The sequence below is a fragment of the Vibrio sp. MMH1-50 genome, assembly GCF_022347645.1.
Classification (GTDB): domain Bacteria; phylum Pseudomonadota; class Gammaproteobacteria; order Enterobacterales; family Vibrionaceae; genus Vibrio; species Vibrio harveyi.
The window spans coordinates 170152-185508 of record NZ_JAKRGG010000007.1 but is presented as its reverse complement, the minus strand read 5'-3'; the positions used below and the strand labels follow the sequence as shown (position 1 = coordinate 185508).

The window sequence follows — 15357 nt, the reverse complement described above, 5'->3', positions numbered from 1 at the left end:
CGGAGCTCGTATTGTAGGGCAGAGCACCCAAGTGAGAACCGTCATTCTGAACAGCGAGGGACGAGCGTGATTCAGAATCTACTCTCAGAATATATTGAGGTAATTCATCGCTTTATGGTTTGCAGCAAACGGTAAGTAGATTCTTAGTCTCGCCTTGGCTCGCTAGAATGACGCAACTTTTTACCGTGTAGGCTGGAAGGACACAGCTTTTCTCATGGCATAGGCTGGAATAGTTCCTCTGCGTCATTCCCGATAGCGACGAAGGAGCGCAGTCGGGGATCTCGATTCTAATCTCTCGCTTCTTGCCTCTTTTCTTACTCCAAATGATGCGTACTGCCCACGGTGCCTTCCAAGTCTAAAATCGACTGGCGAACGTGATCTGGAATTGCAGCTTTCACGTTGTTCGTAAAATCAAACATCACACCCGTGGCGGTCGCGATGGTCGCAACCTTGCCCCACTTCTTACTCAGCACTTGGTATTCCATCGTGATGCGATCTTCTTGCATGTCGATTACGCGTGAGCCAATCAAAAGCGTATCTGGAAACGTAACGGGTAGCTTATAGCGGCATTGGGTTTCACTTAGAACCGGACCGATGTGAGACGTCTGCAGATCTACCAACAGATTAATCTTGTTGAAGTAGTCCAAACGCGCAGTTTCGAAGTAACGAAAATACACCGCATTATTGACGTGTTGGAGGGCATCCATCTCTCCCCAAGCGACTTTGATTTCCGTAATCACTGGGAATTCTTTTAATAAAGTATCCATTACTCATGTTCCTTTTTCATCGACGTTGCCGCAATTTACCAAGCGACTTATCACTTTGAGTATTTATTCTAGATGGAACTGATTAAGATGTAATAAAATTGTATGTAAAATGTGAAATGAATTAGATGCTTATTTTTGTAAACTAAAAACTTTACATAGTCAGTTGTGAGGCGTAGGTTTAAGTAAGCGTAACCAAAAGGAGATGTCCAATGACAGAACTGAAAGGTTTCAATCTTGCCAAAGTAGAAAAACGAATCGACTGGACAGGTGAGCTGTTCAGTTTACGAGTTTCCGGTGCGCCTCTCTCCTTCAAAGCCGGACAATTTACCAAACTCGCCTTGCTCGACGAACAGGGCAACCCCATTAGCCGTGCATACTCGGTGGTGAATGCGCCCAGTGAGCAGTTCGAATGGCTCGAATTCTTAGTCGTCGCGAACCCTGAAGGGCAACTGACGCCAAGGCTGCAACAGCTTCAAACTGGCGATAGCATTTATGTTGGTGAAACGGCTCATGGCGATCTTATCCACGATACCATTCCCAAACACGCAAACGATCTATGGCTGCTTTCAACGGGGACAGGCATTGGTCCATTTCTCTCTTTGTTAGACGACATCAATCTACTTCCACACAGCGACCACATTGTGCTGGTGCATGGTGTGCGTTACGAAAGAGATTTAGTTTACAAATACCTGATTGAGCAGCTCCAACAGCGATATGAAGGTCGTCTGCGTTATGTGCCGATTGTCAGCCGTGAGAGTATTCCGGGTAAGCTTCAAGGCCGCATTCCAGAGTTGATTGCGTCGGGAGAGCTTGTTAATCGTGCTGACTTGCCGTTTTCTAAACAAAGCAGTTTTGTGATGATGTGTGGTAACCCAGAGATGATCAAAGATACCTCTCCAGTACTGCAAGGTTTAGGCTTAGAGAAATATCGTGCTCGAACAGGTGGCAATATCATTTACGAGAGATATTGGTAAGGTTTGATTGATATTTGACCATCTCAGTTCTGAGAGAGGGTCACAAATATGGCTTCTCACAATTGAGCGCCTTACAACCCATCCCTAGAATGCATCAGCTTGCATTTCAGGAGGAAGTATGTGGTGCTCAATTGCCGATAGAAGGCGAAGATTTATTGGTGGTTTCATCGATCTGATGATCGTGACTGGTTTAGTGCTTACAATCGCTTTGACCATCAATTCTGTTGTAAATGGCTTCGAACTTTCTTTGAGTGAAAACCTTCAATTAGTTAAGGACACAAAAGCAAGCTACGTGCTAACCATTCCTATGTTGATGATGGCGAATTGGAATTTTCTCCGTGAGGGACAAACTGTTGGGATGCGTTTGGTTAGGATCAAAGTGGTGATGAAGAACGGTCACGACACGACGAAAGTGACCACGTCTTTACGATTGTGTATGAGCTATTTGATTGAAATGCTTATCCCGTTTACACCATTGGTCAACCTTGCTCTATTTTTATTTCACCCTGAGCGTCGTTTGTTACACGATTTGCTTTCAGGTACCAAAGTGGTGAATTGCTAACTCAACTGCTGATTTGACGTTGAATGATCAGTTTCATGCAGAGTTGCGATCGAATCGTCTTTCCATATCTCTCTTCCTACGACTACACTTACTTCAAACATAAATTCAATCGCTTAGGACTCAAGGATGATGAACAAAGCTGGTTGGACAGTGTGCCTCGCTACTCTCATTTCTTCCGGCGTTGTTGCTGGAGAGTGGGAGATTGAAGCGGGGGGATTTTTCTCTCGCACTGACACCAAACTTAACGCCTACGACCCTTACCTCGACCAAATACGTACCATTGATTTCGAATCTGATCTCGATTTGAAAGAGTTTACCGTGCTGCCTTATGTTGAGGTGGAGTATTACTTCAATAAAAAACATAGCGTGTATCTTGATTGGCGTAGTTTGCACCGTGAGGCAACCCGCACAGCGGTAACCAAACCTTTTGAAATTACCGTTGATGGCACCACTTATGCGGTTCAAGCTGGCTCTAAGTTGACCACAGAACTGAACATTGATATTGCACGCCTAGGTTACGGTTATCAGTTTTACACCAGTGATAAATGGGCGGTGGATGTATTGGCGGGGCTGCACGTGATGTGGCTGTCATTAGGTTTAGATGGCAAGCTTGGCGCAAAAGTGAGTGGGGTGGATGAAATTCCAGTAATGTTTGTTGATGATGCGGTTTTAAATGATGTTACTGCCCCTTTACCAGATTTGGGGATTCGAGCAGAGTATTCACTGACGCAAGACTGGATTTTAAAAAGCCACGCACAGGTGTTCTATTTAGCTGTGGATGATATAGAAGGCTACTTGTTTGAAGTGGACATTGGCGCTAAGTACTTCTTTACCGACCAATTCAGCATGACGGGTTCATTTAACTATTACGAAGTAGGGGTTGATTACGAAAGCGACAATTCTGCGCTCGATGTTACCTACCGATTCTATGGTCCAATGCTGACCATGGCGTACAAATTCTGAATTAAAAAAGCCACACAGGAGTGTGGCTATTTGTATTGAATATTTCGTCTACCAGACAACGAGCTATTGCTTGTTGATGTAGTCTTTAAAGCGCGCTTGTGTCTCAGCGTCTGCTTTTTGGTACCAGAAGTGCAGCATTTCTTCAGCCGTTGAATCTGCTTTCATTGTCGCAGGCTTAGTTTGCTTCATGTCTGATGGAATTGCTGCTGGAAGCGTTACAGGCTGAACGACCGCTGCAGTTGCAACTCCGATTGCCGCTACACCGCCTGCTTTATTGTAGTCTTCCACTTCGCGAACGTAGTCACGACCAATTTGCATACCTGGTTTGATTAGCTTGTCTTGCTCTACCGCAATTGCATTGCCTGAAGCATCAACCAGTTTCCAATCTAGGTCTTTGATTCTTTCTTCTGCTTGGCGAAGGTCACGGTATTCAGGAAGCTGGAACGCTAGCTCAGCATCGGTTGTGTCGAAACGAGCTACGATAACGTCACTCTCAACACTTAGGCGATCATTGCCTTGGCTGAAGTAAGGTGCGTAGCGGAAAACAACTTGGTTTACACCGTCAGGCAGAGTGAATGATCTTTCAGAAGCAAAAAAGCCACCAGATAGTTTTACTTTTTCACCGTTAGCCGCATAGATTGAAACGTCGTCAGGAACGGTTACCGTCACATCCGCGAATGCCATGCCACTCATTGCCAAAGCAAGCGCGCAAGTTAAAGGCTTGATCAATTTCATTGTTTTTATCCTAAGCACTGTCATTAGTGGTCATCGAGATTGCATTGTTCATTGTCTGATTGCAACTCTCGAATGTTAGAAGATTGAAAATTTAACAAGAACGTCATTTTAATCTGATTCCAAGCGATGAAACTGTGAGCTAAATAGCTCAAACCGCTGCAAAGACAGCGGTTTGTTTCAAATGCTTGCAAGGTTAGATACCAGCGCCGTGACCAGATTCCGCTTGCGACGCTTCTTTCTCTTCGATGACCGCTTCTTCTTGCTGTTGTGCTTTCTCTATGCTCAACCACCATACGAATAGCTCATACCAAATCGCGAGGATAACGGCACCTAAGAACAGACCAACGATGCCGTAGAAGAGCATGCCGCCAATGGCACCAAGAAGAATCACAGGCATCGGTACGTCAACACCGCGTCCCATTAGCATCGGCTTGAACAGGTTCTCTGACAATGCCGCAACCACAACCCACACAGTAAACATAGTCGCAGTGCTGGTGTCTTGGGTCATGTACATGTAGCCAATTACAGGCAGTACGGCAAGCAGTGCTGGAAGCTGTGCTATACACAGGATCATCAGAATAAGTGTGAGTAGACCTGCAGCAGGTACGCCGAAGATGAAGAAACCTGCACCAATCAATAGCGCTTGAATCGCAGCGACACCAACCACGCCAAGCAACACACTCTTAATAGTTGCGGCGATAAGTGTTGTCCAGCTCTTGGCGTTGTCGCCAGCGGTGCGAACGGCAATGGTGCTAAGACCTGATGCCAAAGACTCTGAGTAAGTCATAAAGCCAGCAGCAATCGCAAGCGATAGGATAGAAAGAAGCAGACTACCCAAAGCACCACCTACCATGCCAAGTAGAGACGTTAAGCCTGACTTGATTTGTGGCATAAAGGTTTGAATTGCTTTCTCTAAGTTTGTCGCGAACAGCGTCCATACTTCGTAAAGCTTGTCACCGACAAGTGGCCAATCAGCAACAGAAGGTTTTGGACCAGGGATTTTGATGTCGCCATTTTGCAATACTTCTAGTGCGTGCGTTGCGCCATCAACAATGGAGCCTGATACCATCACTAGAGGCGTGACCAGTAGGGCGATACCCAACAACGCAATTGTCGTTGCAGCGAGACCTCGTTTACCACCGTACACTCTTTCTAGTTTTTTACAGATTGGCATCAATGCAACCGCGATGATCGCACCCCAAATCACAGGAAGAATGAAAGGTTTGATAATGTCATACGTAAACATCAGCAAGACTAAGATCAAGCCGATACGTATCGCAGATTCCACCATATTACTGATGAAAATCTTACTCTCTGTTTTTTCCGATTGTTTATCCATTTTTGTTTACCTGATGTTCAATGTTGGAACTGACGAGACTTGAAACAACAATCGCCATATAAAACACGCCTACAATGGCCTCTAAATACACAACGACTTGTGCCAATGGTGTTAGAGGGCTGATGTCGCCGTAACCTAACGTGGTTAAGGTGACGAAACTGAAATACGCTGCATTAGAGAAGTTCTGACCCCAAGAGATGGCTTCCATCCCGGTGAATGAGTTTGGAGAGAACTCAAGAAGGATGAGATAGGCAATTGCCCACATCAGTCCCAGCAGCAAAAATAGGGCAACCGAACCAATGACTTTGTTGGTGTTCACATGCCCAGTGAACAGAATCTGTCTTGCGATGGATTTGAATGTCCCGAAGAAGAAGGCGAAGGTGAGGGCGAGCATCACCACGTCCATTTCTTTGATACCGAGAGCGGCTTTAATACCAATCACCAATACCCAAGTACCGAGCAAGGTATAAAGAAAACGTGACCAGTTTTTGTCAAAGCGTAAGCTCGCCATACAGACGATAAAAGTGATGATGGTGAACCCTTGTAACAGGTGTTCCATCGCTCCTTCTCCTACAACCTGTACAAACGCACCGCCAATTAAGAGCCCGATTAACGCTAGGGTCAGATAGAAGAAGTTGTTTTCTTCATTGATGTTTTTGAGTTTTTTTCCGATAGCCATGGTTATGTCTGTTTAACTCCTATTCTTGCTCTTGTGATGAGTCCTTCATCACCATGATGGAAGCAGAAAGACCAAAGCGTAGGTCGACGCCTTCTGGTAATTCATGCAATGACACGCGAACGGGAATGCGTTGGGCTAAGCGAATCCACTGGAATACAGGGTTCACATTAGGGAGAAGGTTGTAGCCAACGGTGCCGTCTTTAGGGGCGATACCCCAACCGATGGAGTCCACCGTAGCGTCGATAGGTGTGTCTGGGTGAGACATCAAGGTGACACGAGCTTCATTGCCCGGGGCAATTTGAGCCAATTGGTTTTCGCGGAAGAAGCCAAAGACCCAGAAGCTGTTTTTGTCGATAAGTGCCACTAACGGCTGGTTTGCAACCGCTTGTGTACCGTCACGGATATCTAGGTTCGATACAAAGCCATCAACCGATGCGTACACTTTGGTGTAACCAAGGTTCAGGCGCGCAGACTTAAGCTGTTCTTCTGCTGATTTGATTTGCAGTAACGATTCTTCGTAGGTGATTTCACGACGAATGAGATCTTTGTGAGAAACTGCGCCTCGGTCTTTGGCTCGGATGTCTTTTAAACGATCGTATTCGATCTTTTTACCGCGTGAACTGACGATGGCTTTCTCTAACGCCACTTCTGCTTGTGATAGGGCAACGTCGTAAGTGGTTGGATCGATCTCAAACAGCAGATCGCCTTTCTTCACTTCTTGGTTGTCCATCACGGCAACATGAACGATAGGACCAGATACACGAGGTGCAACCTTGATAACGTTCGCACGTACCTGACCATCGCGGGTCCATGGGTTATTAAAATACTCTTCGAACTTCTGATAGCCGAACCACGCCGCGCCACCAAGAATGACAAGATTGAGTGCAATAACGAGTAGTTTTTTCATCTTGTTGGGCACCTAAAACTGTATATAAAAACTGTCGATGGCCACCACGTAAAACACCATGATGGCAATGAATGTCAGAGACGGAAATGCAATGAAGCGTGACAAGCGTGTCTTGTTCAAGATGATCACCGTTATCCATGTGGCAGTGACGGCAAGAATCAGCACCAGTAACAAGGGAGAAAAGTAAACGTCCCCCCAAGAGAGTTCGTGTGGCATTACTGCACCTCCCCATCTTGCTCGGAACTATTTTTCTGGGTACTTAGTTGCTCGGCACTGTCTGCTTGCGCTTTGTCTGAAGATGGCTCGATGCGAATTGGTGGCAGAACACGTTCTTCTTTGTTCAGCAAACCATCCCAATCGCTGCGGTCTTGCATCTGTTTGGCGACGGTTTCAGATAAAAATGGTTTACCTGTTTGAGCCTCCCATCCACCGCCGAGCGCTTTGTAAAGTGCCACAACTTGGTTTGCGACGTTACCTTTGATAGTGGCGTAGCTGTCTTCTGCGCGAGTCATTTTCTCTACTGAATTCAGAAGGCGCTCAAAGGAAATCTGACCGTTTTCGTACTGCGTCATCGATATATTGAACGCGCGAATCGACGAATTGACCGATTGCAGACGCAGCGATTTTTGCTCCAAATACAAGTCATAAGCTTCCAGTGCATTAGTCACTTCATTAACCGCTTGCAGCACCTTCTTGTTGTAGTTGGTCAGCGTTTCTTGAAACTTCGCATCTTCAAATCGAATGTTGTTTTTCACTCGTCCGTATTGGAAGATATTCCAACTGAACGTTGGACCTACCACCATGGTTAACGAGTCACTGAAACTGAAGCTGCTGCCATCTGGAACCGTGCTATCGATACCTATAGAGCCGAACAGAGAGAAGCTTGGGTACAAGGCTGTTTCGGCAACGCCAATCTGAGCACTCTGAGCACGAGCTTGCATTTCTGATACTTGAAGATCAGGTCGACGCATCACCAAATTTGCATCCACTTTGTTATCCAGTAGAGGTGGGCGAGGTACGATGGAGCGTTCGTCGTTGCCTGATAGTGCGGGTTTTCTGCCTGAGGATTTAAACTGGTTTTCGTAATCCGCCATCCGCTGAGCAAAGCCATCAGATTGCAACAGCTTTTCAACGTCTTCTGGCAGCACACCCAACAGCAATGCTAATGCAGTGCGCGACTGCTTCATTGCAATTTCAAGCGAAGGTTGCGCCGCTTTAGTATTGAAGAGCTGGTTTTTCGCTTGCTGAACGTCGAGCTCAGTTACGTTACCAGAATCAAATTGCACCTGAGTAATATTCACTACGCGCTCTTGGATCTCGATGTTTCGACGAGAGAGTAAAATACGCTCTTGGAACGTGCGGTAGTTGATGTAGTTGCGTGCCACTTCCGCAGTGATGGTCACCATGATGTCGTGGTAAGACGCAATCGACGCATAGTAGCCAGCTTCAGCAGATTCAATGCCACGCGCGTATTTGCCCCAGATGTCCATTTCCCACCCTGCATCAAATGACAGCGCGGCGTTATTTACACCTTGGTCGTTCACATAAGCTCTAGCTAAGTTACCGGAGACAGTTTGCACTTGTGGGTATTGCAATCCTGTAGAGATGCCCAATAGCGAACGTGCTTGGACTATGCGCAAACCCGCCGCCTCAAGATCGAGGTTTTGTTGGCTCGCCATCTCAACCAGTTGGTTCAGTGTTGGATCGTTGAATTGCTGCCACCACTGCTGCAGTTTTTGCTCGGATTGCTGTGTGTCTTGCGCCGCTTTTTCTAATGACCAATCACTTGGCAAGGCGGTTTGCTCTGGATGGACGTAATCCGGACCCAAAGTCGTACACGCACTCAATCCGAGTACAGAGAGTATGGCGAGGCTAGGTTTAGTTAGTTTTAGAAGCATCATATCCTCACCTTTAAAACCGCTTCTGACGTAAGTTCACCCAATCGATATCCTCGTAGGTTTGCTTGCATTGGTTTATTGCTTCGAACACGTTCCGTTTTAAATTCAGCAAGATATAAAAACCGGCTATCTCTGAATAAGCGTAGTCAGATAAATCCAACTCACTAAAGAATTCTTCCAGTTTATTTTCAAAGGATTGGTAATCTTGGCTGTATTGTTCGAACACAGAATTGAGCTCGTCGGTCGTCTGATGGCTTGCTAGTGCGCCAGCCATCAGAGGTAATATGGAATCGGTATGCTTGCTGCGTAACTGTTTGATAAGTCGGTTACTTAACAGCTTTTGTTCGGCAGCAATCAAAATGTTGACGTGGTTACTTAGGGCATTGCATGACTTGCTGAATGCGCCGATGGCCTCTGGCGGCGTTTTATCAAATAACTTGTGGTTGATCTTTGAGCCCCAAACCATCAGTTTTTTGGAAGAGACGTTTAGTGTCACCAAATGCAAAGAACGTTTCAGCTTTTTAAAAGAGGACTCAGATTGTTGGTGATAGCTAGCAAATAGGTCACCAACATGCCTGAAATACCGCTCTTTCAGCGTTAAGAACAAATGCTCTGGACGTGAACTGAAAGGGAAGTAATGAGCGAAAATGATCATGAATACCACCATGTAGAACAAGGTCATGATCGTCATTAGGATGCCAAAGTGATAGGTCATATTGTTGTCGAGACCGAGCACGAACAAGCCAATCATGTAGAAGATGGTCACCGGTCCTTTGAATAGATAAAAACCGATAAAGGTATAGATAAAGATGAACAAGCCCAGTTCGGCACCTAACTCTAAACCCGGCAAAATAAAGACGTACGAAGGCACTGCAAATAGGAAGCCAAACGTAAACAAAATCAGCAACATGAATGGGTGAACAGGTACAAACGACAGCAGTGACATAAAGATGGTTGAGAAGGTAACAAACGAGTAGCCACCTGGCGGGTTGAAATAAATCCAAATTAACCCTGCCACCCAGTAGGTGGTGAAGGTTTTCACTGCGGTTTTGAAGTTCTCAGCATCCCACCAAAGGAACTTACTCTTCTGCTTCGGCAATTCTTGCTTAAACGACACATTGTTGGTCACAGAATCAATACAGCTAATGCTCTCAGCTAAGCGAGACAAGCTTTGGTGCATGAGTTTAAGTAAGTGACCAAGTGTGAGTGCTGAGCCTTTCACAAGGTGAGACGCGTCTGCCAGCGCCGCTTGGTTGTATTCGATGTTTAATTCTTGAGCTCGGTAAGCCGCTCCCTCGTTGTCCCACATCTCTTGACTGATCTTGAACAGTTGTTGGATTTCTTGAGTCGCTTGATCAAAGTTGTTGATACAGCTTCGGTCTTGCTGGTGGCTAAAGTGACTATGTGCAGCCACGCTAAGCTCTTGAGTGATTTGCTTATTGAAGTGGACCGCGAGTTGCCACTCTTCCATATAGGCCGAGACATCACTGCACTCGATACTGACGGTTGCAAAGCGTTGTTCTAGCGCGTTTTGTGCGGCGAATACTTTTTCTAACAACTCATCGATGGTTGGTGACGGTGCTTCATCGTTTTCAGTCGCTTCCGCATTGGTGACCACATCCTGTTGTAGCGCTGTTTTTTGTTCGAAGTTTTGCAAAATGGCATTAAACAACGCTTGTTGAGCTTGATTCAGTTGCTCAATGAGCTGACGCAGATTTTGCTCTGTCTTGGTCGGCCATAGGAATGTGCCCACTAAGGTGTAAAGCACTACACCAAAGATCGTCATGTACGCGCGATCAACGCCATACATGAATGCGCCTTCTGCATCTCCACCATTCGACATCATTAAGACCATTACGCCAGTTAAGGCAAGTAAGGTCGGGTCTTTTTGGTACGCGTTGCGGAAATAGAAAATAAAGGAAACAACGACAGAAACGCTGAGCATATACAGCAAGCGATCTTGGGCAAACATGCCGACAAGCAACAAACCGATTACCGCACCTACTAAAGTACCCAGCACACGCAATGTGCCTTTGGCGAGAGACTCACGTCGACTACCGGTAGAAGCGATTAACATGACTGTCGTAGCCGCGGTAGATGCTTGCGGCCAACCCATTGCAAACGGGATCAGATAAGCCAGAGTTAGGCTAAGCGCTACTTTTGTGGCGAATTTGATTTTCTCGTTCATAGTGTCAACGTTAGCTCAGGCTTATGCTTGTAAGTGGATGAATTTATTCAATCAATAATCAGAATTTCGTTCTGAAAAAATTGCGGACGCGGAATATAGCGATTGAAATGAAGAGGTTTGTAAATCCTTTGTCAAAACCCAATCGGACTGAAAAGCCTAAATCGTTCTTCGAGCCCCGTTGCTCATAGCGTGGGAGGAAAAACGACCAAGAAAACGTTTAACTAGAAAGTCTCATTACTGATACAGTTTTGCAGGAATTATCAAACCAAATTTCTATTCAAGGCTCATCGCCAGCATGTTAGGTCTTGCTCACTTCCAAATTATTGTGAAAACAAGTGCCTAACAAAAAGCATAGATGATGAGGAATAAGTTGAGAGGGAAGTTTTTGTTTTTTACTGGCTTGTAGATGTGGTTTTGGATTTTTGGGAGCGAGATAAAAAGACCAATGCAATGCCGCCAAGAATGATAGCACTGGTTATTAACGAATGTAGGGTCAGGGCTTCACCTAACAATATGCTACCTAAAATCAGAGCGATGGCAGGAACAGAAAGCTGGCTAACCGCTGCTTGTAACAGAGATAACTTTTGCATTACCTGATACCAAAGTACATAACCAAAACCTGAGGCGATGGCACCCGATGCAATGGCTAATAATGTACCTTTTAAGGTTACTTGAATTGAATCTAATAACAGTGGGGAAAGTAGGAGTCCTAAGATGGAAGCGGTAATGAACCCCCAAGTAATCCCACTGCTCGGAGTTGGGGCGTGTTTACCTAGAGCGGTGAAGCCTGCCCAGCAAACACCGGAAAGTACCATCAATACAGCAGACCAGACATCTGGTCGAGTTGCCGATGGCAGCATGAGCCAAGCAAACCCCGCTAACGACACCGCAATGCCTAACACTTCGAGCGATTTAAAGCGCTGCCCTTGCCACCAATAAAGGGCGAGTAAGGTCAGCTGTACAGCACCAAAAAGTAACAAGGCTCCGGTTCCAGCTGCTAGTTTTATATAGGCGAAAGAAAACAGGGCGGCATATCCAAATAAGGCTACTCCTGCAAACAGACTGAATTTGGTTGTCGGTAGCTGGCTGCGAAAGTTTCCTCTCAGAAGTAGGATGGTAACTAAGGTGACTGCACCAGAGAGTAAACGGATAAGGGTGAAGCTGCCCGCGTCTATGAGACCTGCTGCTAATGCTAAGCGACACAGCAGTGAATTGGCAGCAAACGCCAACATAGCAATCGCGGTCAGTAAAAATGTCGACATTCCTTATCCTCAATCCTAAGCAAGATACGCAGTGTAGCGCCAAACATAAGAAGCTAATTAGTTGATAAAGTGATTAGTTATAGCTGAAAACGCACACTCATGGTGCATTGAGATATCGAAGTCTTGCCAAATTGAGTGAAAATAGTAATTGTTATAACATAACAATTTGGTTCGGTAATAAATACAGAATGAGGAATTCGGGTTGAATCTATTTGTTAATGATCTCACGGTTATTGATGCATCGTATTTGTGTGAAAAACGAGGCATGGTCGGCGAGAGCTGGATTCTGGATGTCGTAATGCATGGCGATCTCAATGAGATGAGCATGGTGCTGGATTTCTCGAAAGTGAAGAAGCAAATCAAACAATTGGTCGATCAATATGTTGATCACCGTTTGCTTGTTCCCGTAGATAATGACGCGGTGGAAACCACAAGTATTCAATCAGGCTATTCCCAAGTCGACCTTATGCGTGGTGAAAAGGGCATTCATCTACATTGTCCGGATGAAGCCTTTTGCTTTGTTGATGCTAAAAAAATCTCAATAGAAAGCGTGACGAAACACATTCACCATGTTCTACAAGGTCATCTACCGAGTAATGTGGCATCGATTGATGTGACCTTGCGTCATGAAAAACTCGATGGCGCTTACTATCACTACACCCACGGTTTAAAAAAACATGATGGTAATTGTCAGCGTATCGCACACGGACATCGTTCACCGATCCAAATTCTGGTTGATGGGCAGCGTGATATCGAACGCGAGCACGCTTTTGCACAGCGTTGGCAAGATATCTATCTCGCCTCCATCGAAGACTTAGTTGAAGTTGAGCATTTAGAGTTGAGTGAACACGCTAATGGCAGCAGTAGCGATACCCACTTTGGCTTTCGTTACACCACTTCTCAAGGGGACTTCCAGTTAGCGATTGCACACAGTGAAACCGAAGTGCTGAACACGGATACAACGGTGGAACTGCTTGCCGTATTTATCGCTAATGAAATTGCTCCTTCATTAAATGAGGGGCAGTCACTGCAAATTATCGCCTATGAAGGTGTGGGAAAAGGAGCGATGGCGTTTCGCTAAGAGGGCGCTGCTCAATCTCAATTAAAACTCACTTTTACTCAATATTTGGAATATCACTTTTATGGACAAACTTAATCGTGTTCTGCTCGTGGCAGGTACGCATGGTAACGAGCTTTCTGGCATTTATCTTCAAAAGCTCATCAAAGATCGCCTCTATGTTGCTGACCGTTCGACGTTCAATACTCAGTGTGTGCTTGGCAACCCTGAAGCGGTAAAGCAAAACGTTCGTTATGTGGAGACCGATCTCAACCGTGAATTTGCCTTGGCGAATCAATCATCGCCTGCGACTCAGCAAGAAACTGAAATCGCGCAGCAATTCACGCAAGTACATGCTCACCAAGAGAATCAATTGATCATCGATCTGCACAACACCACCAGTAACATGGGTGCGACCTTGATTTTGGTTTCTAATGACGTGTTCTATCGCAAGATGGGGGCGTATGTGAAGCAACGCATGCCAGAAGCCAACATCTTGTTTGAAGACAGAAAAGCGTGGGATGACCAACCTTATTTGTGCACCACCGGGCAGCATGGTGTGATGATCGAAGTTGGAGCTCAAGCGCATGGTTCACTGAAGTACGACACTCTAGAGCTAATGAAAAAGATGCTGACCATGGTATTAGATTACCTTGAACAGCATAACCTTGATCGTGTTGGTGAGTTGAACGACTACGACGCGTATTTTTACACCGAAGAAGTCATGATCCCTGTCGACCACGATGGTATGCGTGTCGCGACAGTACATCCTATGATCTGTGGACGAGATTTCGAGGTAGTCAAACTGGGCGAACCACTACTCGCGAGCTTCTTTGGTTACGATATTTTCTGGGAAGGCAAGCAGGATATCTATCCGCATTTCATCAACGAGAGTGCGTACAGCAAAGCCAATATCGCTATGGCACTTGCTGAGAAAAAATGCGTTCGCACGAGTGATTGAAACCGAGCTTAGCTTGAATGTTCGCCCTCAATTCTGAACTGTTTATAGTGTTCTTCGAATCGGTCGCTTATCCAGTCCATAAGCATTTTGACTCTTGGTAGTTGATATTTGACTGGCGGACAGACGAGCGAAAGTAAGGTTTTTTCTGACCATTCCGGGAGCACCTCGATAAGTCTTCCGGATGCCAAATCAGCATGGCAGTACACATCGGTTAGTCGCGTTACCCCTAGTCCAGAAACCGCCGCGTGCCGCATGGTCCTGCCAGTAGCCGCTTTAATACCTTGCCCTACATTGATAATGCGCTGTTCTTTGTGATTTTTCATAATCCAATGATCAACACTGCCATGAATCAAAGGCAAGGCTTTAAGATCTTCTGGGACGAGGATGTTCGGGTGTCGTTCCAGAAAATCTGGACTTGCGACATAGTGCGTGCGAAGTGTGGTGAGTCGGCGCGCGATGAGAGTGGAGTCTGGCATTTCGCCGACTCGGAGGACTAAGTCGTAGCTATCTTCAATGAGATCAACGCGATGTTTTGAGAAATCGAGCTCTACTTCTACGTTCGGGTAGGCGGATTGAAAACTCATCACCAATGGTGCAATGAGCTCTTCGCCAATCGGCCCTCCGACAGAATTCATGTGGATCCGACCCTTAATTTCGCTGGTGGTTTGCTGTGCCCACTCTGCGGCGGCATCCAGTTGTAGCATTGCTTCTTTGCACTTGCGAAAGTAGCCATCGCCAATTTCAGTAAGGCGAAGCTGACGTGTGGTTCTATAAAGCAATTGAACACCTAGCGAGGACTCTAATTCACTCACGAGCTGACTCACGTTTGCTTTTGATGCGCCCATCGCTTCGGCTGCGGAGGTAAAGCTTCCACATTCCGCCACATAAATAAACGCTCGAATACCTCGCCAAGATAGATTGTTCATGTAAACCTAACAGTGTTTTCATAATGCCTATATATATCTGAATAATAGCGCTCCTTATACTGGTTTAAAAGAGAGGAGCAGAGTACAAATGTTTGTGAATGCTCGTCTCTATCGTCTAAAAAACCGTTAACCATAGAGA

Annotated in this window: 15 protein-coding genes; 5 read left to right on the top strand and 10 right to left on the bottom strand. The window is 45.8% G+C overall.

Features of this window, described 5'->3' with window-relative positions; all coding sequences use genetic code 11:
- Nucleotides 1-314: 314 nt before the first annotated feature.
- A complete protein-coding gene (locus tag MHO32_RS08160) occupies nt 315-767 on the bottom strand; it encodes an acyl-CoA thioesterase (RefSeq protein ID WP_050908383.1) in 453 nt (150 codons plus the stop codon).
- A gap of 209 nt (nt 768-976) precedes the next feature.
- Here MHO32_RS08160 and MHO32_RS08155 point away from each other — a divergent pair, with 209 nt between their 5' ends.
- The 3 genes from MHO32_RS08155 (at nt 977) to MHO32_RS08145 (ending at nt 3266) form a co-directional block, all read left to right on the top strand.
- Nucleotides 977-1741: a ferredoxin--NADP reductase gene (locus MHO32_RS08155; protein ID WP_009697988.1), complete on the top strand. Its 765-nt coding sequence runs from the start codon at nt 977-979 to the stop codon at nt 1739-1741.
- Between the two features lie 118 nt (nt 1742-1859).
- Nucleotides 1860-2303, top strand: a complete 444-nt coding sequence (locus MHO32_RS08150; protein ID WP_009697987.1) for an RDD family protein — start codon at nt 1860-1862, stop codon at nt 2301-2303.
- Nucleotides 2304-2429: 126 nt separating this feature from the next.
- Nucleotides 2430-3266, top strand: a complete 837-nt coding sequence (locus MHO32_RS08145; protein ID WP_005453224.1) for an outer membrane beta-barrel protein — start codon at nt 2430-2432, stop codon at nt 3264-3266.
- A gap of 63 nt (nt 3267-3329) precedes the next feature.
- On the opposite strand, the gene MHO32_RS08140 is transcribed toward MHO32_RS08145, so the two are convergent.
- The 8 genes from MHO32_RS08140 to MHO32_RS08105 form a co-directional block, all read right to left on the bottom strand.
- A complete protein-coding gene (locus MHO32_RS08140; protein WP_239211140.1) occupies nt 3330-4001 on the bottom strand; it encodes a DUF2057 domain-containing protein in 672 nt (223 codons plus the stop codon).
- Nucleotides 4002-4194: 193 nt separating this feature from the next.
- Nucleotides 4195-5340, bottom strand: coding sequence for an AI-2E family transporter (locus MHO32_RS08135; RefSeq protein ID WP_005453220.1), 1146 nt, complete (start codon nt 5338-5340; stop codon nt 4195-4197).
- Nucleotides 5333-6019 carry a potassium channel family protein gene (locus MHO32_RS08130; protein WP_005453218.1) on the bottom strand — a complete coding sequence of 229 codons (687 nt, stop codon included), beginning with the start codon at nt 6017-6019 and terminating at the stop codon, nt 5333-5335. The genes MHO32_RS08135 and MHO32_RS08130 overlap by 8 nt, the downstream gene beginning before the upstream one ends.
- A 19-nt stretch (nt 6020-6038) precedes the next feature.
- Nucleotides 6039-6926 (bottom strand): HlyD family secretion protein, encoded by an 888-nt coding sequence (locus MHO32_RS08125; protein WP_005453216.1) that lies wholly within the window; start codon nt 6924-6926, stop codon nt 6039-6041.
- Nucleotides 6927-6938: 12 nt separating this feature from the next.
- Nucleotides 6939-7142, bottom strand: a complete 204-nt coding sequence (locus MHO32_RS08120; RefSeq protein WP_005453214.1) for a DUF1656 domain-containing protein — start codon at nt 7140-7142, stop codon at nt 6939-6941.
- Entirely contained in the window at nt 7142-8827 is a 1686-nt protein-coding gene (locus tag MHO32_RS08115; RefSeq protein ID WP_239211139.1) for a TolC family protein, read from the bottom strand. The genes MHO32_RS08120 and MHO32_RS08115 overlap by 1 nt, the downstream gene beginning before the upstream one ends.
- A gap of 10 nt (nt 8828-8837) precedes the next feature.
- Entirely contained in the window at nt 8838-11012 is a 2175-nt protein-coding gene (locus tag MHO32_RS08110; RefSeq protein WP_239211137.1) for an FUSC family protein, read from the bottom strand.
- 392 nt (nt 11013-11404) lie between these two features.
- Nucleotides 11405-12274: a DMT family transporter gene (locus tag MHO32_RS08105; RefSeq protein ID WP_047514272.1), complete on the bottom strand. Its 870-nt coding sequence runs from the start codon at nt 12272-12274 to the stop codon at nt 11405-11407.
- Between the two features lie 202 nt (nt 12275-12476).
- Between MHO32_RS08105 and MHO32_RS08100 the strand changes: the two genes are divergently transcribed.
- Together MHO32_RS08100 and MHO32_RS08095 are read left to right on the top strand one after the other, a co-directional pair.
- A complete protein-coding gene (locus MHO32_RS08100; RefSeq protein ID WP_239211135.1) occupies nt 12477-13355 on the top strand; it encodes a 6-carboxytetrahydropterin synthase in 879 nt (292 codons plus the stop codon).
- 61 nt (nt 13356-13416) lie between these two features.
- A complete protein-coding gene (locus MHO32_RS08095; protein WP_239211134.1) occupies nt 13417-14292 on the top strand; it encodes an aspartoacylase in 876 nt (291 codons plus the stop codon).
- Nucleotides 14293-14300: 8 nt separating this feature from the next.
- On the opposite strand, the gene MHO32_RS08090 is transcribed toward MHO32_RS08095, so the two are convergent.
- On the bottom strand, nt 14301-15218 hold the full coding sequence (locus MHO32_RS08090; protein ID WP_009699284.1) for a LysR family transcriptional regulator: 918 nt from the start codon (nt 15216-15218) through the stop codon (nt 14301-14303).
- Between the last annotated feature and the right edge of the window lie 139 nt (nt 15219-15357).

Coding starts and splice junctions, on each gene's coding strand:
- MHO32_RS08160 (WP_050908383.1), bottom strand. CDS start 767: ATGGATACTTTATTAAAAGAATTCCCAGTGATTACGGAAATCAAAGTC.
- MHO32_RS08155 (WP_009697988.1), top strand. CDS start 977: ATGACAGAACTGAAAGGTTTCAATCTTGCCAAAGTAGAAAAACGAATC.
- MHO32_RS08150 (WP_009697987.1), top strand. CDS start 1,860: ATGTGGTGCTCAATTGCCGATAGAAGGCGAAGATTTATTGGTGGTTTC.
- MHO32_RS08145 (WP_005453224.1), top strand. CDS start 2,430: ATGATGAACAAAGCTGGTTGGACAGTGTGCCTCGCTACTCTCATTTCT.
- MHO32_RS08140 (WP_239211140.1), bottom strand. CDS start 4,001: ATGAAATTGATCAAGCCTTTAACTTGCGCGCTTGCTTTGGCAATGAGT.
- MHO32_RS08135 (WP_005453220.1), bottom strand. CDS start 5,340: ATGGATAAACAATCGGAAAAAACAGAGAGTAAGATTTTCATCAGTAAT.
- MHO32_RS08130 (WP_005453218.1), bottom strand. CDS start 6,019: ATGGCTATCGGAAAAAAACTCAAAAACATCAATGAAGAAAACAACTTC.
- MHO32_RS08125 (WP_005453216.1), bottom strand. CDS start 6,926: ATGAAAAAACTACTCGTTATTGCACTCAATCTTGTCATTCTTGGTGGC.
- MHO32_RS08120 (WP_005453214.1), bottom strand. CDS start 7,142: ATGCCACACGAACTCTCTTGGGGGGACGTTTACTTTTCTCCCTTGTTA.
- MHO32_RS08115 (WP_239211139.1), bottom strand. CDS start 8,827: ATGATGCTTCTAAAACTAACTAAACCTAGCCTCGCCATACTCTCTGTA.
- MHO32_RS08110 (WP_239211137.1), bottom strand. CDS start 11,012: ATGAACGAGAAAATCAAATTCGCCACAAAAGTAGCGCTTAGCCTAACT.
- MHO32_RS08105 (WP_047514272.1), bottom strand. CDS start 12,274: ATGTCGACATTTTTACTGACCGCGATTGCTATGTTGGCGTTTGCTGCC.
- MHO32_RS08095 (WP_239211134.1), top strand. CDS start 13,417: ATGGACAAACTTAATCGTGTTCTGCTCGTGGCAGGTACGCATGGTAAC.
- MHO32_RS08090 (WP_009699284.1), bottom strand. CDS start 15,218: ATGAACAATCTATCTTGGCGAGGTATTCGAGCGTTTATTTATGTGGCG.